The organism is Kordiimonas laminariae, assembly GCF_023008165.1.
Lineage (GTDB): Bacteria > Pseudomonadota > Alphaproteobacteria > Sphingomonadales > Kordiimonadaceae > Kordiimonas > Kordiimonas laminariae.
In genome coordinates this window covers 61,032-86,108 of record NZ_JAKQZA010000010.1, presented here as the reverse complement: position 1 = coordinate 86,108, position 25,077 = coordinate 61,032, and the positions used below count along the sequence as shown (strand labels likewise).

Sequence of the window (25,077 nt, the reverse complement as noted above, 5' to 3'; positions counted from 1 at the left end):
TTTTGTATTAAAACCAATCTAAACTATATGTGATCAAAAGAGAAAAACCACGTAAGATTCATCACCTTACGTGGTATTATTTTCGAAAAAGTAGATTTGATTAGCGTTAGATAGCTAAAGAACGGCTTTGTAAAATTTCTGATACCTGCGCGTAATCTTTAGGTGAATCTACATCAATAGCAGCTTCAGCATTAGGTAACCTAACCGCCTTCACCTGCACGCCAAGTGTGCCAGACGCACGCATGAACGCTTCATCAACGGTAAAACGTTTCATCACAAGGCCGACAACATTCTTCCAACCAAATGCAGCGAATAATTTCCATGGCTTCTTTCGCTGCTTTTCTATCGTTTTCCAAAAACTAAGTGCTGATTCTGCGTTTGGGTTAACGAAAGCAAATAGATTAGCCCCAGATAGCTTAGTTTCTTTGAATGGCAGGTATGTACGCTTTGAATTCGGATGCTGCGCATCTAAATATTTCTTTTCAACGAGTCCAACTGCTAAATCACAATTGTAACTGGCGCCATCGCAGAAACGGTCAACAATCTCAGATGTAAGCAAAGCGTGATCTGCTGTTGTTACGAGATATGGCCATTCTGTCTTTGTGCTATCTATAGCTTTTCGAACGCTATCACAAATGGAAGTGCCGCATGACACAACTGAAATCTCAATTTCCGTGTTATCAGCATGAAATTCAGGACACGTAGAATATAGCGATGTTTCACAATCAAAAACGATAATCACTTTTTTTACGGACCTGGAATCTGCAAGAGCTTCCACAACACGAGAAATCATTGGCTTACCACATATAGGCACAAGTGCTTTATACTGTTCACCAAACACTGAGGCAACTGGGCAATCTCCCCTGCTTCCAGCAAGTACGATTGCGGTAAAATCACCCTTTGTCTCATTTTGTACAGAAATGGTCTTTTCCGCACGGTTTTTTACTGTAGCCGTAATATTACTGGCCTTCATCTGTCCTTCCCCCCTATGGAAACACATTTTCGGCTAAACCGAGTTTTACAGGCTGCGAAACTCTTCCAATGCTTGATCCCTCTTCCCAACAAGCAGCAAAAGTCATTAGCAGCAAGATTCCTGCATACCTTAGTTTATGCGGAGAAGCAAACATTCCCTCAAGAAAACCCGCAGAAAACCTCACACAAAACAGCAAACACAGTTTGTATTTTGTAAGTAAATCATGGAACTCATTGATAAAATAAGCCAGCCTGCTTGTGCAGAACTGGCTAAAATTTCTCTTAAATTTTAATCCCAACCACTCAATTTATCTGGCTGTGATTTGCTTCTTTACAAAGAAAAAGAAGTTAGGATTTTGAATTTGTTTCTTCACAGCCCAAAATCGATCAGTCGCAATTACATCAGCACCCTTCTGGAATATTTCCAGATAACGCTGATCATTGTCATTGACTGCGATTTGGCCATCAATAGAGCGATCAGGCCGACCGAGAGTTCCCATAATCACTCGCCAACCTTTACCGTGTATTTCCCGGTAAAACTCTGCAGACTTCTCGCGTGTACCTGTCCACGCAATAACTCTATCGGACGGTATGCCACTTTCTTCAACGGCAGCTATATCATCGGCATCCATCATCCCAACAGTAATCGGCATATCAGGCGCCATTTGGTTGAAGGCTACGGCTTGCTTAAGTGTGTAGGCAATTGCAGCAGTATAATCTTCAGCACCGGTTTCTTGAACCAATTCAACAACCTTTTTAAAATCGGTGCCCCGCTTAATATCTAGCGTTAATATTGCTCTGGCCTTTGCCCATTTAAGCACATCTCTTAGCAAGGGCACCCCATATTCGGTGACCGTGCCGTCATTGTCCTTTAACTTTAATTTTTTAACATAATCCCATGTTATATCTTTAAATTTACCAGTTCCTGTTGTGGTGCGATCTACAGTATAGTCGTGCATTAAAATAAGCGTACCATCTTTCAACTGCGCTACATCAACTTCCATCAAACCCGGGCCATATTTAAGAGCATGATCCATGGTCTCAATTGCATTTTCCGGATACCCAGGCACAGGCCCTCCACGGTGATGACTAACCATAGGAACTCGCATTGGTGTATATTTAAAGAAATCCAACAGGCCTCCTTTAGGTATTTCGATATAGTAGCGAGCATTTTCATCGACTGGCGCTGGAACGTCTTCTGCAAATACTGCGATACTCGCGAAAACATATAGCAACAAAGTTGATAGTAATTTATGCATGAGTAATTCTCTTTTCATTGACCTTACCTTTAAAAGCCAAGTTAGGCCTTTAAAGTCAATCAGATAATTGCAGGCGATTATGTCAGAAAAATATACCATGAATGATTTGCTGGATATCATGGCAAAATTAAGGGACAGAGAGCACGGTTGCCCTTGGGATATAGAACAAAATTTCCAAACCATTGCACCCTACACCATCGAAGAAGCATATGAAGTTGATGAAGCTATAAGAAACAATGATATGCCTGCGCTGAAAGATGAGCTAGGTGATCTCTTGTTTCAAACAGTATTTCACACACAAATGGCTTCAGAGGCAGAGCTTTTCACCTTTGAAGATGTAGTACAAAATGTTAGCGAGAAGATGGTTCGCAGACATCCTCATGTCTTTGGTGACGGCACAGTTGAAGATGCTGATGCGCAAACGAAAGCTTGGGAAGAACATAAGGCTGCTGAACGCAAACGAAAAGCCCAGGAAACAGGACATACGCCATCAGCACTTGATGGTGTCTCATTAAGCCTCCCATCACTGCAACGCGCCTTGAAATTACAGAATCGAGCTGCCCGTGTAGGCTTTGATTGGCCTGAGACCGGACAAGTGATTGATAAAATACAAGAAGAATGCAACGAACTTTTATACGAAGTTCAAAATGGTGGCCCGGAAGATAAGGTTAAAGAAGAATTTGGTGATTTATTATTTGTTATTAGTAACTTAGCCCGACATTTCAAACTCGATCCAGAGGAGTGCCTGAGATCAGCCAACGCTAAGTTCGATCGCAGATTCCGTAATGTAGAAAAAAAACTAACGGAGATCGGTAAATCGCCAGAAACCTCTACCCTCGAAGAAATGGATGCGCTTTGGGACGAAGTTAAAAAAGAGGAAAGGCGTGCCGACTAACCGGCACGCTTTTGGAATTTAGCCCAGAGAATTGGGTCCACAATAAAATGAAAGCGAACCCCCTCTTCTTCATGCTTTTCGGACAGGATTTTTGTATTTGCATGCACCCAACTTTGAGTTGCACCATCGCTGTAAGGCACTAATTGCTCAATCTCATGGTCTCTGGTTCCAAGAATATCATCAATAGCTTGAATTAAATCTTCGCAGCCATATCCTGTAAGACCTGAAAGAGGGATACATGTATCGTGACGTTCGGCATGTGCTTCAATACTGCTTCTAGCCTCATCATCCATTAGATCTGTTTTATTAAGCGCCTCTAATATTGGTGTACCATCAGTTTCGCTTTCAAAATCAACACCTAATTCATCAAGCACATTTAATACATCATGCTTCTGAACGTCAGTATCGGCATGAGAAGCATCCCTAACGTGTACGATGATATCCGCCTCGAGAACCTCTTCCAAGGTCGCTCTGAACGCGGAAACAAGCATCGTAGGTAGTTCTGAGATAAAGCCAACAGTATCTGAAATAATCACTTTGCGACCACTTGGCATATCAATTGACCGTAACGTTGGATCAAGTGTTGCAAACAACATATCCTCCGCCATTACATCAGCTTCAGTTAGCCTGTTAAACAGCGTTGATTTCCCAGCGTTCGTATAACCAACCAGAGCTATAATGGGATAAGGTGTTTTCTGCCGTTGGGCACGATGAAGCGTGCGGGTGCGCGTTACTGCTTCAAGCTGCTTTTTAATGCGCACAATGCGATCTGCGATGATCCGTCGGTCAGCTTCAATCTGCGTTTCACCAGGGCCGCCCATAAAGCCTGAACCGCCGCGTTGACGTTCCAGGTGGGTCCATGACCGCACCAAGCGTGATCTCTGATACACAAGGTGCGCAAGCTCCACCTGAAGCTCGCCCTCCTTTGTGCTGGCTCGATCACCAAAGATTTCCAGAATAAGCGCTGTTCGGTCAATCACCTTAACCTTAAGTTCGCGTTCTAGATTACGCTGCTGAATAGGTGTTAGTTCACAATCAAAGATCAGAATCTCAATTTCTTGATCTTCAATAATTTGTGAAACTTCATCAAGCTTGCCCTGCCCCATATATGTAGAGGGCTTGATATTACGCAGAGGAATTAACTCACCACCAATTAAATCGATATTAATAGCAACAGCTAATCCCATTGCCTCATCAAGGCGCGCCTCAGGGCTACGCTCTATCACAGACGCAGGTCTATCTTTTAAATAGGGGTGAACTACAAATACACGTTGGCGGGCTACCTGTTTCTGGAGGTAGCCTAGCCCTTCGGTAGACCAGCCGCCGCCCGGCTGATTATCCGAACGATCGCGGTCTTTTTTTTCAACCAAGATTAGTCCTCAATACCTTCTTTTTCAGGCTCAAACAGAGAAATCTGAGTAGCAGGCATTATAGTTGAAATAGCGTGTTTGTACACGAGTTGTGACTGCCCGTCCCGGCGTAACAACACACAAAAATTATCGAACCAAGTAATAACGCCCTGAAGTTTAACACCATTTACCAGGAATACGGTTACGGATGCTTTTTCTTTGCGAACGCGATTTAAAAAGACGTCCTGAAGGTTTTGGTTTTTATCTGACATGGACTGTCCGTGCTTTTCTTTTCTATTATGTTCATTATTTAGTGGCCCGTTCGGGCATTGCAAGAAACCAACAGATCACCTCTTAAAAATCGAAATTTGTTGAATTCACGCAACAACTTTATGTCAGACCTTTCAGCCTTAGGTCAACTGCTTTTACGAAATTATCCGCGCCAAAGCGCTTTTGAAAACAATGCGAAGAACAATGACACTTCTATTCGCCCAATCATCATCAGGAACGACAAGATAAAATAATCGGCATCTTGTAAGCCTGTGAAACCTCCGAAGGCTGGGTCAACAATATCAATAATAGGGCCAGAGAGTGTTAATGCACTGAAAGACATGGAAAGGGCATCTTGAAAATGAATCCCAAGTATCCCAAGCAAAATCGTACCCATGGCCAATATAAAGACAAAACCACCTAGAAATAACCACACAGCCTCGATATCAGAACGTTGCACATCATCTCTTTGATATACAATTCCTTTTACACTATGCGGGTGTGCAAGCCGTTCTACCTCAGCTTTGCCAGCAAAAAATACAACGATCGCTCTTAGCTGTTTCAATCCCCCGCTAGTACCAACCACAGCTCCACCAATTCCTGCCCCCACAAGTAAAATAATACTTACATCAACGCTTAAACTTGCTTCTTTAGCATAGCTATCTGGGTACAACCCAAAAGTGGCAACCGATGATACAATCGCGAAACTGTGATCAACAAACCCAGTAAAGGTTTCAATGGGCATCATATAAATCAACAACAAAAGAAGTACCGCGCTCATCAACAAGGTAGTGCGTAGTTCAATATGCATGCTGTGATCCAGCTTTTTCCTTCTCCAAAACGCATATTGAACGTCCCAATTTGTGATACTCATTATTAGAAAGATAATTGTGAATATCTGTGTTCCAACACTATTAAAGTTGTAGGAAAGCTCAGGGCTGAAACCCGATGTACTAATGATACCAAAGGCGAGAAGAATGGCATCAGCAAAGTTCACACCGCTTAATAATAAGAAAAATATACAACATGCTGTAATTGTTAAATACAAAGGTAAAAGCGTATATGCTGTAGCCTTCATTCGTGGGTAGCCAGTTTCACTATCTCCAAACGCAAGGGGCGAGCGGTGAAGCTGCAATCCTCCGATATTCATTGCCGTCAGAAAGGAGAGGATAATTGAAAGACCTAAAAACCCGCCTACCCAACAGGCTATCCCGCGCCATAATTCAATTGAATAACCGCCTTCTTCAATCAAGCCTTCATAGGCACTTGTGCCGTTGGTAGTAATCAACGACATGCCTTCATAAAAAGCTGGGACCATTCCTTCGTCGGGAAACAAAAAGAAAAATGGCAGCCCTGCCCCCCAGGCAAGAACAATCGCCCCCGCTACAGGCAGGATAATTGTCAGCTTTGGGATTCTGATTTTTTCCGTTGAACGGAAACCCAAGAAAAGGGCACCACCGATAAGAACTGTTAGGATGAATGCCGAAAACAATGCTTGAAAGGCAGAAAGCTCCTCAAGAACAGCTGCGGTAAAAAGCGGAATTAACTCAAGAGCAGATAAGATTAAAAGCCAGCACCCCAGCAAAAAATATAACCGGCTCTTCCACATCAGATTGTCTCTTAAAAAATTTCTGCACGAGCAGAGAAGAGCTGTTCGATCTTCCGCACTGCATCGCTCATTGCAAGGATAACAACCGTATCACCAGCCTGAAGAGTGGTATCTGACTGAGGAACTATCGTTTCATCATTACGTACGATCATTCCAAATTTCACATCTCCATGCAGACGCAATTCGCCAATCGTCTGCCCAACAACTCCAGAACCTTCAATTACTTCTGCTTCAATAATCTCCGCTTGACCCTCAAAAATGCTATAAAGATCTCGAATCCGACCTCGGCGAATATGGCGTACAATAGATGACACAGTCGTCTCTCTGGGATCAAGAGCGACATCAATGCCAATTGATCCAACCAAACCACCATAAATCGGGTTATTCATAAGAGTAATAGCGCGGGGGCAATCTTGTTGCTTGGCTAATAGTGATGAGAGAATATTTACTTCATCATCATCCGCAACAGATACAATCGTATCTGTTTGTTCGATATTTGCCTCTGTCAGGATCTCCCTATCAAGGGCATCACCGTTAATGACAATAGTTTTTGAAAGTCTCTCTGCTAACCATTCTGCGCGCTTGCGGTCCACCTCAATAATTTTCACATTAGCAGAACTAGACCGTTCTTCCAGTTGTTGAGCAAGGAAATAACCAATATTACCACCACCCACAATTACAATCCGGTTTGCTGCCTTTTCTTCATGCCCAAAGACAGCCATTGCTCTATCTGTCATCTCACGGTCCACAGCAATGTAGATCAAGTCACCGATCTGAAGTTGATCATCACTTCGCGGCACAAATAACCGCCCGCTGCGATATACAGCTGCTACAATAGTGTTCAGATTTGGGAATAACTCTGTTAACTGCCTAAGCGGTGTATCAACCACAGGACAGTCTTCCTCAAGCTTCAAGCTGATTAGGCGAACCTTACTTTCGGCAAATGGCACCATGTTGAGAGCGCCAGGTACTTCAAGGCGTCTTAATAGAGCTTGAGCAATTTCCAATTCTGGAGAAATAATTACATCAATTGGAATATGATCACGAGAGAACAAATCGGCGTATGTATCAGAAAGATATGCCTGATTACGAATACGTGCCACCTTAGTCGGTACGCTGAACATAGAATGTGCCACTTGGCACGCTATCATGTTCACTTCATCCGATTGTGTAACAGCAATAATAAGTTCTGCATCAGCGGCACCTGCATTATTCAGCATAGAAGGATCAGATGCATGTCCAACAAGCGCCTGAACATCCAATGATTCACTAATCTTACGAATAAGGGCCCGTGATGTATCAATCACTGTTACATCGTTATTTTGGTTTGCAAGGTGCTTGGCGATATTAAATCCAACCTGCCCTGCGCCGCAGACAATAACTTTCATAGACTTATCAAGCCTCTATCTATTCACCAGCATTTCGGCCGTTACTCGTCAGGCCAAGCGACTTCAATTTTCTATGGAGCGCTGAACGTTCCATCCCGATGAACTCTGCTGTCTTAGAAATATTCCCACTGAAACGATTAATTTGAATTTTGAGATATTCCCTTTCAAAACTCTCTCTCGCTTCCCTAAGAGGTGTGGTCATAATGGCGTTGTCGGTACTAGAGTGCAATAAATCATTTGAATTAGTACGAATTTCCGGTGGTAGGTCTTTGCTACAGATTTCGGAACCGCCGTCTTCTGGGCCCATAATCAGTACACGTTCAATAATGTTTTTGAGCTGCCGCACATTTCCCGGCCAATCATAATTCTGCAAAGAAGCCAGCGCATCATCAGACAACGTGACAGAGGCTCGGCCTGTTGCAGCGGCCAGCGTTTCAAGGAAATTCTGCGCTAGCATAGGAATATCTTCTCGCCGCTCAGCCAAAGACGCCATTGACAGAGGTACAACATTCAATCTGTGATACAGATCTTCTCTAAAACGCCCTTCTTCAATTTCTACCAATAGATTTTTACTGGTTGCAGAAATAACTCTAACGTCAACTTTAACTCTGGAGTTACCACCAACACGCTCAAAGGCCTGATCAGTTAATACCCTTAGAATCTTTGCTTGTGTTGGAAGTGGCATATCCCCTACTTCATCGATAAAGAGAGTGCCACCATGAGCCCGCTCAAACAGACCTGTCTTAACTACTCCGCCATTCTGCTCTACCCCGAACAATTCCTGCTCCATACGGTGAGGCTCCATAGATGCAGCACTGACCACTACAAATGCTGAACGAGAACGATGGGACCTTTCATGAATCTGTCTAGCAGCAACTTCTTTCCCGGCACCAGACGGTCCCTGTATCAAGATGCGGCTATTAGTGGCGGCTACCTTTTCAATATTTTGTCGCAAGCTATTGATAGCTTGCGAACGACCAATGATATCTACAGAAAAACCCGCCTTCTTCTTTAATTCTTCATTTTCTCTACGCAAACGCTCAGCCTCTGTTGCTCGAGCAACTGTCAGCAACAGGTGTTCTGATTCAAAAGGTTTTTCAATAAAGTCGTAGGCACCCTTTTTAATCGCTGCAACGGCTGTTTCAATATTACCGTGTCCCGAGATTACAATGATAGGAAGATCACGGTGTCTACTTTTGACAAGCTCAAGAATTTCAAGGCCATCGAGCTTGCTGCCCTGAAGCCATATATCTAAAATTAACAATGAAGGTAAACGCGCCTCTATCTGAGTAAGCGCACTGTCACTATCGTATGCGGTACGGGCTGCATAGCCTTCATCTTCAAGAATGCCCGCAATTAGCTCACGAATATCAGCTTCATCATCAACGATTAGAATATCAAGGGCCATTTAGGCTCCCTCCCAACTTTACTATTCTCAAACAGCTGTCGCTGCCTTTTCCAATTGCTCAACCCGCTTTTCCAAAGCCTTATGAGAGAAGTACAATGTCACGCTCGCTCCTCCCTCACCACGGTCAGCGATCCTCACATTACCACCATGCTCTTCCATAATCCGACGCACGATTGCCAGACCGAGGCCGGTTCCTTTTGCTCTGGTTGTCACATAGGGTTCCATCAAACGATCTTTCTGCTCAACTGGAAGCCCTAAACCGTTATCCTGCACAGTAATAACAGTTCGTTCATCATCCTGTTGTAATTCCAAAGATACTTTACCAGGAATAACTTCTTCTCCTGATGCAGCTTGTTTATCCATGCGTGCTTCTACAGATTCAGATGCATTTTTCAAAATATTAGTAAGAGCTTGACCAACCAAGCGCCCGTCACAAATAAGCTCATTAAGCTCTTCATTAAGATTATGGTGAAAATTAATATCAACGTTCGCAACATCCTGCAGGAAAACAGCATGTTTTATAACGTCCCTAATATTAGTCTCTTTGAGAAGCGGTGCCGGCATTCTAGCAAAAGAGCTAAACTCATCGACCATACGGCGCAGATCACCAACCTGCCTAATAATTGTATCTGTACACTGACTAAATACAGCAGTATCGGATGCAATTTCTTTCAAATATTTACGTTTCAAACGCTCTGCAGAGAGTTGAATTGGTGTAAGCGGATTTTTAATTTCGTGGGCAATACGTCTGGCAACGTCAGCCCAAGCAGCCGTTCTTTGGTTTGCTAACTGCTCTGTCACATCATCAAAAGTGGTAACAAAACCACTAATGCCACCATCATCTGAGCGTTCAGCCGACACACGTGTAAGCAGAGTGCGTATCTCTCCATCTCTTTCCAACTGAATTTCGCCCTTGGCTTCATTCCCATTCGCATCCTTAGCCTGTTCGAGAATATCCTTAAATTCAGGGATGATAACTTCCAGTTTTTGTCCGATCATTTCTTCAACAGTAGACCCAAGGAGTGCTGCAGCTGATAGGTTTGGAAGAAATACCGTATGATCTTTTTGTAGCCCGATAACACCTGCAGATACCCCTTCTAAAACCTCTTCAAGGAAACGCCTGCGTTCATCAAGCTCTGAGTTAGCTGCGATGAGATCTTTTTGGTTTTTAGCTAATTGATCTGTCATCCGGTTAAATGCACGGCTCAGCATGCCAACTTCATCACTTGTTGGAACGCTGGGAACACGTGCTGCGAAATCACCTTTACCCACTCGCTCTGATGCATCTACCAAATTAGAGAGTGGCGTTACAAGGCGGCTAGAGAACCAAAGGCCAATCCAGATAGCTGCCAGTAAAATAAGAAGTGCGATAATGATGAAAACCAAATTGAACTGTAACTGGAAGTCACTTCGTTGATTCTCCAGTGTTTCATAGTCATTTACTGCGCTCTGAGTAGCTTCTAAATATGTCAAGACATTAGGGCTTAGATCACGCGATACATATAGATAAGTGGGCCGGAAGAAAGATGATAGTCGGATTAAACCTATCACTCGGTTATTCTCTACATCCGTAACAACAATAGCCCCACCGTCCCGTGCATGTTCAATTACCGCAGTGTCCAAAAAATCATCTGACAACCCTAGGCCAGCTGTTGCTCGCGCTAAAACATTAGCTTCGCCATCAAACACAATTAGCTCGCTAAGCAACCGAGTATTCAGCGCATCATCTGCTACTCTTTGCAAGCCTATAAGATCTTGTTTTTGCAGAGGAGAAATATTGTTATATGCACGGGCAATTTGAAGCATGTCCTTTTCAACATCCGCCCGGTGTTCAATCATATAAGTTTGGGCAACTTCGAGGGAATTAGTGAGAGTATTTCTAATTTTATCGCTAAACCAAGACTGCAACCCAAATTCCAGAAACAATGCTGAGAAAACCGTCATAATAATTGGTGGAACGACGGCTATACCAATAAAGAAGCCCGTAAGTTTGTTATGAAGCCTCGAACCAGCAGCCATTCCCTTGCGCGACCACCATATCCTGATAACCCAACGGCTTATTGATACAGCCAGCGCTAGCAACAGGGCCAAATTAACACCGAGTAACACCCGCATGGTACGTCCGGTAGCCACTTCAAACGGGGCTCCCTTTTGGGACATTGCAATGTAGGTTGCTATCGCTGAGGTTACCGCAAGGAAAGCGATAACTATCTCAATCCTTCCAGCTAATTTGAGCCGCCTTGCCCAAAGAACGAATTTTGCCCAATTTCGGTTAGGCAACTTAGGGTGCGTAGCAATGATGCCATCAACATTATCTGGTTTGGTTGTTTCCGTCATAACTAGCTATGATGCATATTTGTCACGGTTGTACCAGAGATATCACATATTATTTTTATGTTTTTTTTAACGTTGGCTTTTTGGAGAGATGACAATCTCCAACTCTTTGATTTTTTTACGGAGAGTATTTCGGTTCAGGCCCAATAAATCCGCGGCTTTCAATTGGTTACCATTGGTGACGGACAACACTTTTTGAATAAGAGGCCGTTCTACTTCTCTAAGTATGCGTTGGTAAATTCCGGGGGATGGCAGTCCATCATCATGATAATCAAAATACTGATCCAGGTGCAGCCGAACCGTTTGAGACAGATTCCCTCCGGTTATGTCAGCCATAATACTGATCGGCCCCCCTGACAAATCAGAGACTGATCTATCAAATTCTTCTTTCACCATATTCCCAGTAATTTCGTTGCCTGGATATAAAGCGCAAACTCGGTTAATCATATTTTCTAGTTCACGCACATTTCCTGGCCAATCAAACGATTGCAGTATCTTTTTAGCCCCGGAAGACAAAACTTTTTGGGGAAGGCCATTTTCTACCGCTTTCTTGAGAAAATGGTCTGCTAGATCAGGAATATCGTCAGTACGCTCACGTAAAGAAGGGATATTTAACGGCACAACATTCAGCCGGAAGTATAAATCCTCGCGAAAATCGCCAGATCGCACCATTTCTCGAAGGTTTTTGTTGGTTGCTGCAATAATACGAACATTAGTTTTAATCGTGGAAGTTCCGCCAACTGTCCTGTACTCGCCCTCCTGAAGTACCCTTAAAAGCCTTGTTTGTGCTTCGAGAGGCATATCACCTATTTCATCCAGAAATAAGGTACCGCCTTTAGCTTGCCCAAATCGGCCTAATGTTCTCGTTTCAGCTCCAGTGAATGCACCACGTTCATGACCGAAAAGTTCACTCTCAATCAGTTCTTTCGGAATAGCTGCCATATTCACTGCAACAAAAGGATTTTCTTTTCGCTTGCTGTGCGCGTGAATAGCCCTTGCAACCAATTCTTTACCGGTTCCGCTTTCTCCAATAATAAGAACAGTGAGTTCAGTCTGCACCACTCGTGCCATAGCGCGATAAATCTCTTGCATGACAGCTGAACGGCCAATCAACAAACTCTCTTCTGGCTCTTGATCAATTTCACTTAAATTAATATTGTTTTTAAGTGCTTTCTTAGCAATAGAGACTAACTCATCGATATCAAAGGGCTTTGGTAGATAATCAAAAGCTCCTTTATCAGATGCAGCCATAGCTGTGGATAGTGTATTTTGGGCACTCATAATAACAAACGGTAGCTCAGGTCGGACTTCGTTAAGCTCCGCCATACATTCAATGCCATTACCACCTGGCATCATCACATCGGACAGAACCAGATCACCCATTCCACTCTTAACCAACCTGTCAAGCTCGGCAACATCTTCGGCTTCAACCACAAGCCAACCTTCTTGGCGCAGCGCCTCCCCCACTACAAGGCGTATAGTCAGGTCGTCATCAGCAACGATGATAGTTGGTTTATTCCGTGTCATGCTCTTTTATCCTCATCGAGTGCCAATTGCACTTTAAAGACCGCGCCGCCCTTGGGGTGGTTATCGAAGGTGACTGTACCTCCCATTTCGCTGATGTAGCGTGCTACTAATGCAAGTCCCAAGCCTGAACCACCCTCTTTACCGCTTACAAACGGATCAAACAGATAATTCTTTAGCTTCTCCGGAATACCCGGGCCATTGTCATGGATAGATATCTCTATAGGTAATCTCTTTCGGGAACCGTCAGCTTCTCTAATCCAGATTCCATGTTGATAACGTGTAGTTACTGTGATCTTCGCTGTGTCTCCCGCTGCTTCCACAGCATTTTTTACTAGATTTAAAAACACCTGAATCAAACGATCATAATTACCATAAACATTAGGGAGTGAAGGATCAAATTTCGGTTCAAACTCAGCTTTCTCACCAAAACCAGCGGTAGCTACATTAAGTACATGATCCAGTACTTCATGAATATTTACTGCTTCATTTTCCTGTGCGGTTGGCGTGCTAAAGGTCTCTAACTCGTCAACGAGCGATTTAATCCGATCAACCTCTTTAACAATCAATTCAGGAAGTCTGCCATCTCCTTCTTTGGAAGAACGAGCGATTAATTGAGCGGCCCCTCGGATGCCGGATAAGGGGTTTTTAATTTCGTGAGCTAACATGGACGCTAAACCGCTAACAGAACGAGCCGCAGCTTCCATTTCCTCGCGTTTTTCAAGATACGCTGTAATCCGCCGAGGCTGGGCTGTTATGAGTATCTCGCCCTCTTCCCCATAAGGTGAAGCATGAAGATCCATAAGCTCTATGTCACCTATTGGTGGTCCGCAAGCCACATCATAACTATTCAGAGGTGTCACTTCTTGTCGGGATCTATCTGCAAGTTCTTCCACCTGAAGACCAATACTACGAAGAGCCCGGACCGATTGGCCAATTAACACTTCTTCGCTCTGCTGAAAAATAGCTTCAGTGTGCGAGTATATTTGCGTAATTATATTATCAACTGAAACGAGCAATGTTGCCTGATGTAGATTGTTCAGAACAGCTTCAGGTGCCATAAGTTCACCAGAAGATACTGTTTCCAAACTTCCCCCATCTGATTTCATTAAGCTGCCATTTGTTCACACAGTGGTAGGAAATATTCCTTAAGAGATTTTTTAACTTCTTCCGGATCATCAACACGGTTTATGTAATGTCGGAATTCCGCCGAACCTGTTAGCCCTTTTGTGTACCAACCGAGGTGCTTACGCGACATACGAACAGCTGTAACAGTACCGTAGTGATGAAGCATTTCCTCATAGTGGCTTAAAATTGCCTCAAGTTGCTCTGCCAGTGTTGGTTCAGCAATACGCTCACCAGTTTTAAGGTAATGAATTACCTGTGACGGGAACCAAGGTTTACCGTATGTCCCGCGACCGATCATAACGCCATCTGCGCCTGATTGCTCAAGAGCATTATCCACATCGTCAAAGGTATTAACATCGCCGTTTACCACCAGAGGGATATCAACCGCGTCTTTAACAATTCCGACCTTCTCCCAGTCGGCATGCCCTTTATACATCTGGCAGCGTGTTCTACCGTGTACAACGAGCATCTTGATTCCTGCTTCCTGAGCAATTTTTGCCAATTCGGGAGCATTGAAGCTATCATCATCCCAACCAAGTCGCATCTTGAGGGTTACTGGTAGTGATACTGCATTCACTGTAGCATGAATAAGTTCACCTGCGTGATCAAGGTCGCGCATAAGTGCTGAACCAGAGTGGCCGTTCACTACTTTTTTAACCGGGCACCCCATATTGATATCAATAAAAGCAGCACCACGGTCTTCATTAAGCTTGGCAGCTTCCGCCATTTTTGAAGCTTCACAACCCGCCAACTGAACAGACATTGGGAATTCTTCAGCGCAGTTTGTCGCCATCTTCTGGCACTTCTCGCTTGCACGTATCATTGCCTCAGAAGCAATCATTTCGGATACCACAAGACCAACGCCGTAACTTTTCACAAGTTTACGAAACGGCATATCTGATACACCACACATAGGTGCTAAAAATACTGGGTCTTTGATTTCTATCGGACCAATGTTAATAGCCATAACAAGAACCTAAACTACGCTGCCTAAATATTGGGCACTGCTTATGCCAGAAAATGATAGAAAAAGCCAGAGCAAGATTTGCATGACAGATACTAAGAAAATAGCGGTGATAATTGTAGCGGCTGGTCGTGGCACCCGCGCTGGTACAGATGGACCAAAACAATATGAAAAAATTTTCGGTAAAACTATTATAGATCATACACTTAAATCTACTTCTTCATCTATTGAAGACGCTATCATAGTTCCTGTCATTCATGAAGATGATCATCAACGATATGAACAACTCACTCATAAAAATTGCGCGTTACCGCCTGTTATAGGTGGTGAAACCCGTCAAGAGAGCGTGTTGAACGGGCTATTAGCGCTTCAAGATTATGATCCTGATTATGTGCTGATCCATGATGCAGCACGGCCTTTTATAGTTAAAGAAACAATTGAAAGATTAATCACAGGCCTCAATAACGGTAAGCGCGCCCTGCTCCCTGCGGTACCAGTGGTAGATACTTTAAAACATGTCACTGAAGACATAATTGAAAAAACTGTGGACCGAACTTCTCTATATGCCGTTCAAACACCACAGGCATTCCTATATAAGGAAATCCTTGAAGCACATAAAAATGCACCACATAAGAATTTCACCGATGATGCAGCTGTATTTGAACACTTTGGTGGAAAAGTTACAATTGTGGACGGAATTGAAACTAATTTTAAAATTACTCGCCCCGAGGATTTTCTAAAGGCAACAAACCTGATGATGATGCAATTAGCAGATATAAGAGTTGGCTCTGGTTATGACGTGCACCGATTTGACAAAGGCGATCATGTTTGGATTGGTGGCATAAAAATTCCACATTCACACAAGCTTAAAGGCCATTCAGACGCGGACGTTGCCTTACATGCTCTGACAGATGCTATTCTTGCCGCTATTTCAGAAGGCGATATTGGCAGTCATTTCCCACCAAGCGATGAACAATGGCGCGATGCCCCAAGCCATATATTCTTGGAAAAAGCACAGAAATTAGTAGCTGAAAAAGACGGTGTCATCGCACATGTAGGTATTTGTATTATTTGTGAAAAACCTAAAATCGGCCCACATAAAGACACGATACGGCAGAAAATTGCTGATTCATTAGATATAGAGATAAGTAGAGTAAGTGTTCAGGCTACCACAACAGAAAAGCTTGGTTTCACAGGGCGCGAAGAAGGTATCGCCTGCCAGGCAACGGCAACTATAAGACTACCTCTGGACTAATTCATGGCAAAGCAAACTCTCTCAAATTGGCAAGAACGGTATAAAAGCGCTGCATATTGGTGGAGCGTTGGGTTTGGCTCAGGCCTTATAAAACCAGCTCCCGGAACGTGGGGCTCTTTGGCAGGTATCCTTATTGGATATGGCATTCTTAAGCTGCCTCAATCTTTTTGGATATTACTCATATTTATAGCCGCTACCACACTGCTGTCTGTGTTCGCTATTAACCAAATTGAACGTAAAACAGGTATTCATGATGCACCAGAGATCGTGATAGATGAATTTGCTGGCATGTGGGTCTGCTTATTACCCCTAACCTTCACTGGTTTTGGGTATATAGAGCTAGCTAGTGCATTCATATTGTTCCGTTTTTATGATATCATCAAGCCATGGCCGATTGGGTGGCTGGATAAAAAGGTCTCAGGTGGTTTCGGCGTAATGGTAGACGACCTAGTTGCAGGTATATTTGCTGCAGCTACCTTTTATGCTGTTAAAATGTTCATCCTATGAGGGTAATCATTCTGTATTCTCCTGAATGCAAATACATAAACATCTATTTTCAAGGGGCGCGTTTTGTTTAACGAAGATATTCAAACACTAGCAGAAAGCTTACTTGAAGCTGCGAGACAGCGAGGGTTGACAATTACAGCCGCAGAATCGTGCACAGGCGGCCTAGTCATGGGTGCTCTAACTGCCATTGCAGGTTCCTCAGATGTCGTTGACCGGGGTTTTGTTACATATACCAATGAAGCAAAACAGCAGATGCTTGGCGTGAATATTGAAAACCTTGAGAGATTTGGGGCAGTATCAAACGCCGTGGCGAAAGAAATGGCGTATGGAGCTCTTGCGAACTCAATGGCTGACATCGCGGTCTCAATCACCGGCATTGCGGGCCCTGGTGGTGGCAGCGATGAAAAACCAGTTGGTACCGTCTGGTTTGCCATTGCTCAGTTAGGAGAAGCGCCACATGCGGAGGAACGACACTTTAACGATTTAGACCGTGATGGCGTTCGCAATGAAGCCGTGAAAGTTGCCTTATCCCTTCTTCTTGAGGCTATAGCATCTTAAAAAAAAGGCCGAAGAAACGGCCTTTTCTCTGGGTAATCAGGCAGTTTTTAAAAGACGTTTGGGGTGCATACCATCTACATACCCTTTAAACGGAGGATAGATATCATACCCTATCAACTCCTGAACTCTTTCCGGGCATTGAGCTGCTGTTTCTCTTGAAATAGATAGGGAAAAGTTCTCCAGCGATCTAACCCATCCTGCACAATATTGAGGCGTGATGATAAATCTAGTACCGTCTGATTTATTCGCTCCACCACGGTGCCACAAAGTTCCTTTAGCAACCATAAAAGAACCAGCCTTCATTGTAGCTTTTATTGCATCAACACGAGCACCAGGGTCTTCATCTACATCCTTCATACGTTTATCAGAAAATGTATTTTCAAGAATAGCGCCATTCATCTCCTCTTCACCCCAAAGATGACTACGAGGAATAATTTCCGTAGCTCCGTTAACATCAGTTGTGTCTTCAATAGCCCAGAAGGTGCTTACGCTCCAATTCTTACGAGGTAACGCTACTTCACAGTGACTATCGTCATAATGCCATGGCTGTACGCTTTCTCCCGGATGAAGGTTAATAGCCAAATAAGCATATAGCAGGCAGTGGCGCCCCAAATCAGCTTCAGCAAAGCCGAGAGCTAGTGGATGCATAGCCAATTCAGCAAACACTGGGTCTTTTTCAACGAGCGCATAAAGCCTATTAGATTTGAGCCCTTCAAAATCATTCCGGCCAGCTACATTCTCATCGAGATATGGCTTAGCCGCAGATTTAATACGCTCCAGCATCTCTTCGGATAATACATTTTCAAAGATCACATAACCTTCACGATCATATTCATCCTTCGCTTGCTCGAAACTTCGGCCGCCTAAATACTTCTCAACTTCATCTCTCTTCATAGATAAATTTTCAAACATTGGCCCCTCCATGATCACACTATAAAACAGACATTGAAATGATATATAGGATATTTTGAATTGAATTCAATTCAAAATATAAAAGATATTGATATTGCCGCCAATTACACAGATTGCTATAGAACTTTAATGAAGAAAAAAGTACCAGCAAAAACAAAGATATTAACAGCAGCCATTGATGCTCTTATCGAAGGCTTAGGTGACATTGAAATGAATGATGTCGCGAAACGAGCTGGTGTTTCAGTTGGCCTTGCCTATCACTATTTTAGATCAAAAGCTGGCCTAGTTTCTGCTGTCGTAGAAAAATTCTACGATGACTATGATGCTATCATGAATGAACGGTACGACGCAGAGATTCCGTGGCAAAAACGCGAGTATAAACGACTTTGTGCTGTCGTGGATTTTCTCTATACCAGCCCCCTAGCCCCGATCATGCTTGCAAATTTAGGCTCAAGCCCAGAGGTGCTCGCTGTAGAAGCAAAAAGAACCAGAGCAACAGTTGAGCTTGCAAAAGCCAATATTGCTGATGGTCAGCGCAAAGGTTATCTGCGTGAAGATATTAACAGAGAAGTAGCAGCGGGCGCTATTATCGGCGGCATCACACTTGCTACCGCTCAAGCTCTCTCAAACCCGGCTTTATTGGACAAAGAAACCTTAACAGCCCAATTATGGGATTTCATCTATTCGCCGCTAGCCAAGCGCAACTAAGCAGCATTCTCATATAGCTCAGCTGCACGCTCTTCAAACGCAGCTACCATTTTTTCACAGGCCTTACCAAACAAACCACCGATAAGGTCGTTCAGTAATTTACTGTTAAATTCAAAATCCACTTCAAAATCAACGAGACAACTGCCATCTTCCTGCTCGATAAAACGCCAGTGATTATAAAGCCTGTTCATGGGGCCTTTAATATAATCAACATCTACTTTAGCGTTTTCTTCCAGCGTGACACGGCTTGTGAAACGTTCACGGAACATCTTGAAGCCGATAATCACATCCGCATCAAATTGATTTGGTTTCTTGCCGTATACGCGCGCACCCACACACCACGGTAAGAAATCCGGGTATCTTGCTACGTCTGAAACAATATCAAATACCTGCTGAGGCGAATAAGGCAGTATCTTTTTTTCTGTAAACTTAGGCATGAAAAATCTCTATTACTTAGCCGTTGAATACAAGGAAGAGCTCTATCCGTAAAGCACAATATCAGGCAATATATAAGTTAATCAAAACCAGAGAAGCGCCCACAACCAAAACCGAAATAGCTGTCAAAAGCAGTGTCGCTATCGTTCCCAGAAACGATATAATCCACCCCATTTTGAAAAACACTCTTGCGCCAAAAAAGAATAAAGCCAGCATTAGCAATGTACGTATGTCTTTTTGATATGCATCAAACAGCCACATCAAGATAACTAGGAATATGGATAGAAAATAGCTGTGCCCAACAATTAAACATAAAAAGCTCAGCACTTCTGGGTAATTGTGTTTTGCCCGAAAATATTGCCAACGTAGAAAAAAGGCTGTCAGAGGTATACTCATAAAAACCAACAGGTTTAACTGGTTACGCAGCATATCTCGAATAGCTTCAGCGGAGACTTGTACCTGAACGTTATCTTCTTTTACTTCAATACTATTTACCTCTTCTTGGGTTACCTGTGACCCTTCACCATCATTTACTGCTTCCTGTACATATATTTCATGAAAGCCAGTTATAACTGTAAGAGAGAAATAGATGGCAAAACACACAAACAGGTACTTAACAGGGTTAATATAGCTGGCACGGTTTCCATTGATGTAATTAAGAGCAACCCTTCCAGGATTTAACGTCAACTCACGTAGAGTACGCCAAAACTTGGAATCTACCTCTGTTAAGGCCTCAAACATCTGGCTGATAAAGACCTTTATTGTGAGACGAGTTCCAATATCCTTTTGTCCGCACGCATAACAGTAACTGCCATGCATAGGTTCATAGCAGTTAGCACATGTCGTTTTAGCTTCAGCCATAAAAAAAGCCCTCCCGAATTCGCGTAGAATTCATCGGAAAGGCTTGTTTCGTCAAGTAAAATAGAAACTTACTTCTTTGCGGCCAGCTTCTTTTCGCGTGCCTCACGAAGACGGGCAAAATCATCGCCGGCATGATAGCTTGAACGAGTTAGAGGTGTTGAGGATATCTGCAAGAAGCCTTTACCTTTACCCATACGCTCATAAGCCTTGAATTCATCAGGCGTTACAAAACGTTCTACCTTAGCATGGCGCGGCGTTGGCTGTAGATATTGGCCAATGGTCATGAAATCAATATCCGCCATGCGCATATCATCCATCACCTGGCTAACTTCAAGACGTTCTTCACTAAGACCAACCATAATGCCCGATTTTGTGAATATATTCGGGTCCACCTGCTTCACTGTTTCAAGAAGGCGAAGCGAGTGATAATAACGCGCGCCTGGGCGAATTTTTGGATAGTTCCGCGGCACGGTCTCCAGATTATGGTTAAATACGTCTGGGCGAGCTTCTGCTACAGTCTCAATAGCACCCGGTTTATTACGGAAATCCGGGGTTAAAATCTCGATCGTGGTTTTAGGGCTAGTATCACGAATTGCTTTGATCACTTCAACAAACTGGTTTGCACCACCATCATCAAGATCATCACGGTCAACAGACGTGATAACAATGTGCTCAAGCTCCATGGTTTTACAGGCAATTGCCGTATTCATGGGCTCCATCGGATCAACAGCCATTGGACGACCAGTCTTGATGTTGCAGAAAGCACAAGCACGTGTGCATGTATCACCAAGGATCATCACTGTTGCATGCTTTTTAGACCAGCATTCACCAATGTTTGGGCATGCAGCTTCTTCGCATACTGTGTGCAGGTTTTTACCGCGCATCAGCTTTCGAGTTTCGTGATACTCCTTGCTTACAGGCGCTTTCACACGAATCCAGCTTGGTTTGCGCTGAAACTGCTTTTGATCTTCTTGCTTATTCATGGGCTATGCGTCCAATTCATACGCTGACTTGATCCAAGAGATCAGGTCATCATCAACATCATCGGCGCTAGATACCTCAATTCGGTGGGTAATTCTATCACCTTTTGCCAAACCGCCTGTATCAATCAAGCGTTCTGGTAGCCCCCCATCATAGTCCTTTAGCGCCAATCCGAGGTCTATGCGTTTCTGCGTAGCTGCTTTGACCTGTGCGAATACATGGTTCCGGTAAAAAGGCACATATGTTTTGCAAGGGCTTGCCCCTACATCATCCCCCTGCTCTTCAATGATAGCATAAAGCTTATCAGCGAATTCGCGAAGATGTTCCTTTTTACCCGTAAACTGCGCATCAACAACTGTTGGCACCTTTTCAAGATAGGCATCGGCATCAAAATCTTCATGCATACCAAGCGCGTCGCTCGCAATTACCATACATGTGGGCCTACCTAAGCCGTATTCAGCTTTAAGGAAAGCAATAATATCTTTTGAAACAGAAAGCCCAGCCTTCGTTACAATCGCTGACCATTCTTCCAGAGATTTACCGGTTTTTGCCGGAATATTCTCTCGAATAGCAATCATATGATTAACCGCAGGATGGACTTTCAGTTTCATATCATTTCCTAAATATGGATTGGTCGACCGTATGCTGCCAGCACACTTTCATGCATCATTTCTGAAAGTGTTGGATGCGGGAACACAGTATGCATCAATTCGGCTTCGGTTGTTTCAAGCGTACGACCAACAACATAGCCCTGGATCATCTCTGTTACTTCAGCACCAACCATGTGAGCTCCCAGCAGTTCACCTGTTTTCTTATCAAAGATTGTTTTCACAAGACCTTCAGGCTCGCCAAGAGCCACAGCTTTACCGTTACCAATGAACGGGAATGAACCAACATTGATTTCATATCCTGCTTCTTTAGCTTTTGCTTCAGTAAGACCAACAGATGCTACCTGCGGACGGCAGTATGTACAGCCAGGGATATTACCTTTATCCATTGGGTGAACACCTTTAACGCCACCAATTTTTTCGGCAGCGATAACACCCTCATGCGATGCTTTATGTGCAAGCCACGGCGCACCGGTTACATCACCAATAGCCCAAAAACCATCTACACCAGTGAAGCCGTATTCATCTGTAACAATATGGCCGCGATCTGTTTTAATACCAACGCTTTCAAGGCCGATATTTTCAGTATTACCTTGAATACCGATTGCGATAATCACTCGGTCTACGGTGATTTCTTCCTTCTTGCCTTTTTGCTCTACAACGCATGTTACGCTATCTTTGCCAGGCTTAAGTTCTGTAACAGAGGCATTTGTTTTAATTGTCATGCCCTGCTTCTTGAAGGATTTCTCTGCGAACTTTGAGATGTCAGCATCTTCTACTGGAAGAACTCGGTCCATCATCTCAACAACTGTCACATCAGAACCCAGCTCATTAAAGAAGCTGGCGAATTCGATACCGATCGCGCCAGAACCAATCACTAGAAGCTTCTTCGGCATTGTGTTTGGTGCAAGCGCGTGCTTGTATGTCCAAACAAGTTTACCGTCCGCCTTCAAGTGCGGTAGTTCGCGAGCACGAGCACCAGTTGCGATAATTGTGTTCTTCGCAGAAAGCTCAGTTACTTTACCGTCTTTACCAGTTACAGCTAGTTTACCTTTAGCAAGGATCTTTGCTTCACCTTCGATATGAGTAACTTTATTCTTTTTCAACAGCATGCCAATACCGCTATTCATCTGAGCGGAAACGCCACGTGAACGTTTTACGATCGCATCAAGATCGAACTGAACATTATCAACCTTCAGGCCAAATTGTTCAGCATTCTTTGCCAAATGATACACTTCAGCAGAGCGAAGTAGCGCTTTTGTAGGGATACAGCCCCAGTTCAAACAAATACCACCAAGGTGCTCACGTTCAACACACGCTACATTCATACCAAGTTGTGCTGCACGGATTGCGGCAACATAGCCACCAGGGCCGCCGCCAATAACAACAAGATCAAAAGCATTCGCCATTTTTAAATCCTTTCGGGATTTTCAACACGTCTTGGATCGTCAACACCACCGGTATGGTCAGTGGTTGCTTTTTCGATCAACAAGATACTGCATTCTTCAGGGGCAAATGGTTTGTGTTCCACGCCTTTTGGCACCACAACCATATCACCCTCTTCAATCCAAACCTGCTTATCCCGGTAATCCATGCGGAAGCGACCATTCACTACAAGGAAGAATTCATCTTCTTCTTCATGTGCATGCCAAACAAAATCCCCTTCGATTTTGGCAAGCTTCACATGGTAGCCGTCAAGGTCTCCAATATGTTTTGGAGACCAGTGATCATTAAAACTTTTAAGTTTTTCTGCAAGATTAACCGGGTTCATCGCAAGGTTCTCCTAGAGAAGCATTGTGATTGGGTCTTCGATGTAACCTTTGAAGGCTGCAAGGAATTCCGCACCAACAGCACCGTCAATTGCACGGTGATCACACGAAAGCGTACAGCTCATCACTGTTGCTACTGCAAGAGCACCATCTTTCACAACCGGACGCTGTTCACCAACACCAACTGCCATGATTGCGCCCTGTGGCGGATTAATCACTGCACCAAATTCCTTGATGCCGTACATGCCGAGGTTAGAAATAGAGAATGTGCCACCAGCATAATCTTCAGGCATTAGTTTGCCGTCACGTGCTTTCGTAGCTAGCTCTTTCACATCACGGGAAATATCTGCGAGACCCTTGTTATCAGCGCTGCGAACAACAGGCGTTACAAGGCCACCATCAACAGCGACAGCTACTGAAATATCAGCACGCTCATACCAATACATCTTGTCGCCAGCGAACTGAACGTTTGCAGCAGGTACTTTCTTAAGCGCAAGAGCTGTCGCACGGATGATGAAGTCATTCACAGAAAGTTTCACTCCTTCGTCCGCCAAGCGGTTGTTTAGCTCTTTGCGCTGCACCATCAATTTATCCATCTCGCATTCAATTGTGAGATAGAAGTGCGGCACAGTTGTCTTAGATTCTGTGAGGCGTTTGGCAATAGTTTTGCGCATACCAGACAGACGTTCTTCGCGGAATGGAATATCGTCATGTGGACCATATGTTGGAGCTTCTGCCACTGCAGCGGGTGTTACTGGAGTAGTTGCCGTTGCCGCAGGAACTGCAGCTGGAGGAGCCGCCATCGCAGCCTCAACATCGCGCTTGATGATACGGCCATGCGGGCCTGTGCCTGCAACAGTCGCAATATCAAGACCAGCCTGCTTCGCAATGCGTTTTGCAAGCGGCGACGCTTTTACGCGATCGCCTGTTGACGGTGCCGGAGCAGCAGCTGGTGCAGCAACTGGTGTTGTTGGTGCAGGAGTATCTAACGCTTTTGGTGCTTCAGCAACAGGTGCAGGCGATGCCGCTGGAGCAGCAGAGACATCTACATCACCAACTTCTTCACCATCTTCTGCGAGCACAGCAATAATCTGGCCTACCGGCACATCATCTGTACCTTCAGCAACCAGAATTTTTGCTACAGTACCATCATCAATGCTTTCAACTTCCATCGTCGCCTTATCGGTTTCGATTTCAGCGATCACATCGCCGCTTTCAACTGTATCGCCTTCTTTAACGAGCCATTTTGCAAGCGTACCTTTTTCCATTGTTGGAGAAAGAGCTGGCATGAAAATCTCAATAGACATTTGGCTTATCCCTTGATTTGGGGCTTAACCCGCCGTACCCGGCAGCGCCTTTTTTGAATTCTTATCTAAAACGGGA

Annotated in this window: 24 protein-coding genes; 5 read left to right on the top strand and 19 right to left on the bottom strand. The window is 44.0% G+C overall.

All coding sequences use genetic code 11. The annotated features are described in order from the left end of the window. Positions 1–106: 106 nt before the first annotated feature. Together MF542_RS16545 and MF542_RS16540 are read right to left on the bottom strand one after the other, a co-directional pair. A complete protein-coding gene (locus MF542_RS16545; protein WP_247021508.1) occupies positions 107–973 on the bottom strand; it encodes an NTP transferase domain-containing protein in 867 nt (288 codons plus the stop codon). Between the two features lie 307 nt (positions 974–1,280). Then, positions 1,281–2,231, bottom strand: a complete 951-nt coding sequence (locus MF542_RS16540; RefSeq protein ID WP_247021506.1) for a glycerophosphodiester phosphodiesterase family protein — start codon at positions 2,229–2,231, stop codon at positions 1,281–1,283. Positions 2,232–2,310: 79 nt separating this feature from the next. Here MF542_RS16540 and mazG point away from each other — a divergent pair, with 79 nt between their 5' ends. After that, positions 2,311–3,126, top strand: a complete 816-nt coding sequence (gene mazG / locus MF542_RS16535) for a nucleoside triphosphate pyrophosphohydrolase (RefSeq protein ID WP_247021504.1) — start codon at positions 2,311–2,313, stop codon at positions 3,124–3,126. Here the strand turns inward: mazG and hflX are convergent. From hflX to dusB, 9 genes are all read right to left on the bottom strand, one after another. Further along, positions 3,123–4,496: a GTPase HflX gene (hflX, locus tag MF542_RS16530; RefSeq protein ID WP_247021502.1), complete on the bottom strand. Its 1,374-nt coding sequence runs from the start codon at positions 4,494–4,496 to the stop codon at positions 3,123–3,125. The genes mazG and hflX overlap by 4 nt on opposite strands. A gap of 2 nt (positions 4,497–4,498) precedes the next feature. Then, positions 4,499–4,747, bottom strand: a complete 249-nt coding sequence (gene hfq, locus MF542_RS16525; protein WP_247021500.1) for an RNA chaperone Hfq — start codon at positions 4,745–4,747, stop codon at positions 4,499–4,501. A 161-nt stretch (positions 4,748–4,908) separates the two neighbouring features. Continuing rightward, positions 4,909–6,354 (bottom strand): potassium transporter TrkG, encoded by a 1,446-nt coding sequence (locus MF542_RS16520; protein ID WP_247021498.1) that lies wholly within the window; start codon positions 6,352–6,354, stop codon positions 4,909–4,911. Positions 6,355–6,365: 11 nt separating this feature from the next. After that, the gene (gene trkA, locus MF542_RS16515; RefSeq protein ID WP_247021496.1) at positions 6,366–7,742 is read right to left on the bottom strand and encodes a Trk system potassium transporter TrkA; all 1,377 of its coding nucleotides are present in this window, start codon (positions 7,740–7,742) and stop codon (positions 6,366–6,368) included. Between the two features lie 19 nt (positions 7,743–7,761). Beyond that, entirely contained in the window at positions 7,762–9,150 is a 1,389-nt protein-coding gene (ntrX, locus tag MF542_RS16510) for a nitrogen assimilation response regulator NtrX (protein ID WP_247021494.1), read from the bottom strand. A gap of 27 nt (positions 9,151–9,177) precedes the next feature. Next, entirely contained in the window at positions 9,178–11,487 is a 2,310-nt protein-coding gene (locus tag MF542_RS16505; protein ID WP_247021492.1) for a sensor histidine kinase NtrY-like, read from the bottom strand. 66 nt (positions 11,488–11,553) lie between these two features. Continuing rightward, positions 11,554–13,011, bottom strand: a complete 1,458-nt coding sequence (gene ntrC, locus MF542_RS16500; protein WP_247021490.1) for a nitrogen regulation protein NR(I) — start codon at positions 13,009–13,011, stop codon at positions 11,554–11,556. Next, the gene (locus tag MF542_RS16495) at positions 13,008–14,117 is read right to left on the bottom strand and encodes a two-component system sensor histidine kinase NtrB (protein WP_247021488.1); all 1,110 of its coding nucleotides are present in this window, start codon (positions 14,115–14,117) and stop codon (positions 13,008–13,010) included. The genes ntrC and MF542_RS16495 overlap by 4 nt, the downstream gene beginning before the upstream one ends. Beyond that, positions 14,117–15,103, bottom strand: a complete 987-nt coding sequence (dusB, locus tag MF542_RS16490; RefSeq protein WP_247021486.1) for a tRNA dihydrouridine synthase DusB — start codon at positions 15,101–15,103, stop codon at positions 14,117–14,119. Before dusB ends, MF542_RS16495 begins: the two co-directional genes overlap by 1 nt. 43 nt (positions 15,104–15,146) lie before the next feature. Here dusB and MF542_RS16485 point away from each other — a divergent pair, with 43 nt between their 5' ends. The 3 genes from MF542_RS16485 to MF542_RS16475 all read left to right on the top strand — a co-directional run bounded on the left by MF542_RS16485 (position 15,147) and on the right by MF542_RS16475 (position 17,420). Continuing rightward, positions 15,147–16,355 carry a bifunctional 2-C-methyl-D-erythritol 4-phosphate cytidylyltransferase/2-C-methyl-D-erythritol 2,4-cyclodiphosphate synthase gene (locus MF542_RS16485; RefSeq protein WP_247021484.1) on the top strand — a complete coding sequence of 403 codons (1,209 nt, stop codon included), beginning with the start codon at positions 15,147–15,149 and terminating at the stop codon, positions 16,353–16,355. A gap of 3 nt (positions 16,356–16,358) precedes the next feature. Further along, positions 16,359–16,862: a phosphatidylglycerophosphatase A family protein gene (locus tag MF542_RS16480; protein WP_247021482.1), complete on the top strand. Its 504-nt coding sequence runs from the start codon at positions 16,359–16,361 to the stop codon at positions 16,860–16,862. A gap of 63 nt (positions 16,863–16,925) precedes the next feature. After that, on the top strand, positions 16,926–17,420 hold the full coding sequence (locus tag MF542_RS16475) for a CinA family protein (RefSeq protein WP_247021480.1): 495 nt from the start codon (positions 16,926–16,928) through the stop codon (positions 17,418–17,420). Between the two features lie 36 nt (positions 17,421–17,456). Here the strand turns inward: MF542_RS16475 and MF542_RS16470 are convergent, their stop codons facing one another. Beyond that, complete coding sequence (locus MF542_RS16470) at positions 17,457–18,332, bottom strand: phytanoyl-CoA dioxygenase family protein (RefSeq protein ID WP_247021478.1); 876 nt, start codon at positions 18,330–18,332, stop codon at positions 17,457–17,459. Positions 18,333–18,392: 60 nt separating this feature from the next. On the opposite strand from MF542_RS16470, the gene MF542_RS16465 reads away from it, so the two are divergent. Beyond that, positions 18,393–19,040 (top strand): TetR/AcrR family transcriptional regulator, encoded by a 648-nt coding sequence (locus tag MF542_RS16465; RefSeq protein ID WP_247021477.1) that lies wholly within the window; start codon positions 18,393–18,395, stop codon positions 19,038–19,040. Here MF542_RS16465 and MF542_RS16460 read toward each other — a convergent pair. The 7 genes from MF542_RS16460 to MF542_RS16430 form a co-directional block, all read right to left on the bottom strand. After that, positions 19,037–19,477, bottom strand: coding sequence for a type II toxin-antitoxin system RatA family toxin (locus MF542_RS16460; RefSeq protein ID WP_247021475.1), 441 nt, complete (start codon positions 19,475–19,477; stop codon positions 19,037–19,039). The two genes, MF542_RS16465 and MF542_RS16460, sit on opposite strands and share 4 nt — an antisense overlap. Positions 19,478–19,538: 61 nt before the next feature. Further along, positions 19,539–20,336 (bottom strand): DUF3667 domain-containing protein, encoded by a 798-nt coding sequence (locus MF542_RS16455; RefSeq protein ID WP_247021473.1) that lies wholly within the window; start codon positions 20,334–20,336, stop codon positions 19,539–19,541. A gap of 68 nt (positions 20,337–20,404) precedes the next feature. Beyond that, positions 20,405–21,319, bottom strand: a complete 915-nt coding sequence (lipA, locus tag MF542_RS16450; RefSeq protein WP_247021472.1) for a lipoyl synthase — start codon at positions 21,317–21,319, stop codon at positions 20,405–20,407. Between the two features lie 3 nt (positions 21,320–21,322). Beyond that, positions 21,323–21,928, bottom strand: a complete 606-nt coding sequence (locus MF542_RS16445) for a DUF5655 domain-containing protein (protein ID WP_247021470.1) — start codon at positions 21,926–21,928, stop codon at positions 21,323–21,325. 8 nt (positions 21,929–21,936) lie between these two features. After that, positions 21,937–23,334, bottom strand: a complete 1,398-nt coding sequence (gene lpdA / locus MF542_RS16440; RefSeq protein ID WP_247021468.1) for a dihydrolipoyl dehydrogenase — start codon at positions 23,332–23,334, stop codon at positions 21,937–21,939. A gap of 2 nt (positions 23,335–23,336) precedes the next feature. Further along, the gene (locus MF542_RS16435; RefSeq protein ID WP_247021466.1) at positions 23,337–23,696 is read right to left on the bottom strand and encodes a cupin domain-containing protein; all 360 of its coding nucleotides are present in this window, start codon (positions 23,694–23,696) and stop codon (positions 23,337–23,339) included. Between the two features lie 12 nt (positions 23,697–23,708). Then, positions 23,709–25,001, bottom strand: coding sequence for a pyruvate dehydrogenase complex dihydrolipoamide acetyltransferase (locus tag MF542_RS16430; protein ID WP_247021465.1), 1,293 nt, complete (start codon positions 24,999–25,001; stop codon positions 23,709–23,711). Positions 25,002–25,077: the final 76 nt, after the last annotated feature.

Bases quoted from the DNA above. Each gene is read 5' to 3' on its own strand.
- MF542_RS16545 (WP_247021508.1), bottom strand. From the start codon at position 973: ATGAAGGCCAGTAATATTACGGCTACAGTAAAAAACCGTGCGGAAAAG.
- MF542_RS16540 (WP_247021506.1), bottom strand. From the start codon at position 2,231: ATGCATAAATTACTATCAACTTTGTTGCTATATGTTTTCGCGAGTATC.
- mazG (WP_247021504.1), top strand. From the start codon at position 2,311: ATGTCAGAAAAATATACCATGAATGATTTGCTGGATATCATGGCAAAA.
- hfq (WP_247021500.1), bottom strand. From the start codon at position 4,747: ATGTCAGATAAAAACCAAAACCTTCAGGACGTCTTTTTAAATCGCGTT.
- MF542_RS16520 (WP_247021498.1), bottom strand. From the start codon at position 6,354: ATGTGGAAGAGCCGGTTATATTTTTTGCTGGGGTGCTGGCTTTTAATC.
- trkA (WP_247021496.1), bottom strand. From the start codon at position 7,742: ATGAAAGTTATTGTCTGCGGCGCAGGGCAGGTTGGATTTAATATCGCC.
- ntrX (WP_247021494.1), bottom strand. From the start codon at position 9,150: ATGGCCCTTGATATTCTAATCGTTGATGATGAAGCTGATATTCGTGAG.
- MF542_RS16505 (WP_247021492.1), bottom strand. From the start codon at position 11,487: ATGACGGAAACAACCAAACCAGATAATGTTGATGGCATCATTGCTACG.
- ntrC (WP_247021490.1), bottom strand. From the start codon at position 13,011: ATGACACGGAATAAACCAACTATCATCGTTGCTGATGACGACCTGACT.
- MF542_RS16495 (WP_247021488.1), bottom strand. From the start codon at position 14,117: ATGAAATCAGATGGGGGAAGTTTGGAAACAGTATCTTCTGGTGAACTT.
- dusB (WP_247021486.1), bottom strand. From the start codon at position 15,103: ATGGCTATTAACATTGGTCCGATAGAAATCAAAGACCCAGTATTTTTA.
- MF542_RS16485 (WP_247021484.1), top strand. From the start codon at position 15,147: ATGCCAGAAAATGATAGAAAAAGCCAGAGCAAGATTTGCATGACAGAT.
- MF542_RS16480 (WP_247021482.1), top strand. From the start codon at position 16,359: ATGGCAAAGCAAACTCTCTCAAATTGGCAAGAACGGTATAAAAGCGCT.
- MF542_RS16470 (WP_247021478.1), bottom strand. From the start codon at position 18,332: ATGTTTGAAAATTTATCTATGAAGAGAGATGAAGTTGAGAAGTATTTA.
- MF542_RS16460 (WP_247021475.1), bottom strand. From the start codon at position 19,477: ATGCCTAAGTTTACAGAAAAAAAGATACTGCCTTATTCGCCTCAGCAG.
- MF542_RS16455 (WP_247021473.1), bottom strand. From the start codon at position 20,336: ATGGCTGAAGCTAAAACGACATGTGCTAACTGCTATGAACCTATGCAT.
- lipA (WP_247021472.1), bottom strand. From the start codon at position 21,319: ATGAATAAGCAAGAAGATCAAAAGCAGTTTCAGCGCAAACCAAGCTGG.
- MF542_RS16445 (WP_247021470.1), bottom strand. From the start codon at position 21,928: ATGAAACTGAAAGTCCATCCTGCGGTTAATCATATGATTGCTATTCGA.
- lpdA (WP_247021468.1), bottom strand. From the start codon at position 23,334: ATGGCGAATGCTTTTGATCTTGTTGTTATTGGCGGCGGCCCTGGTGGC.
- MF542_RS16435 (WP_247021466.1), bottom strand. From the start codon at position 23,696: ATGAACCCGGTTAATCTTGCAGAAAAACTTAAAAGTTTTAATGATCAC.
- MF542_RS16430 (WP_247021465.1), bottom strand. From the start codon at position 25,001: ATGTCTATTGAGATTTTCATGCCAGCTCTTTCTCCAACAATGGAAAAA.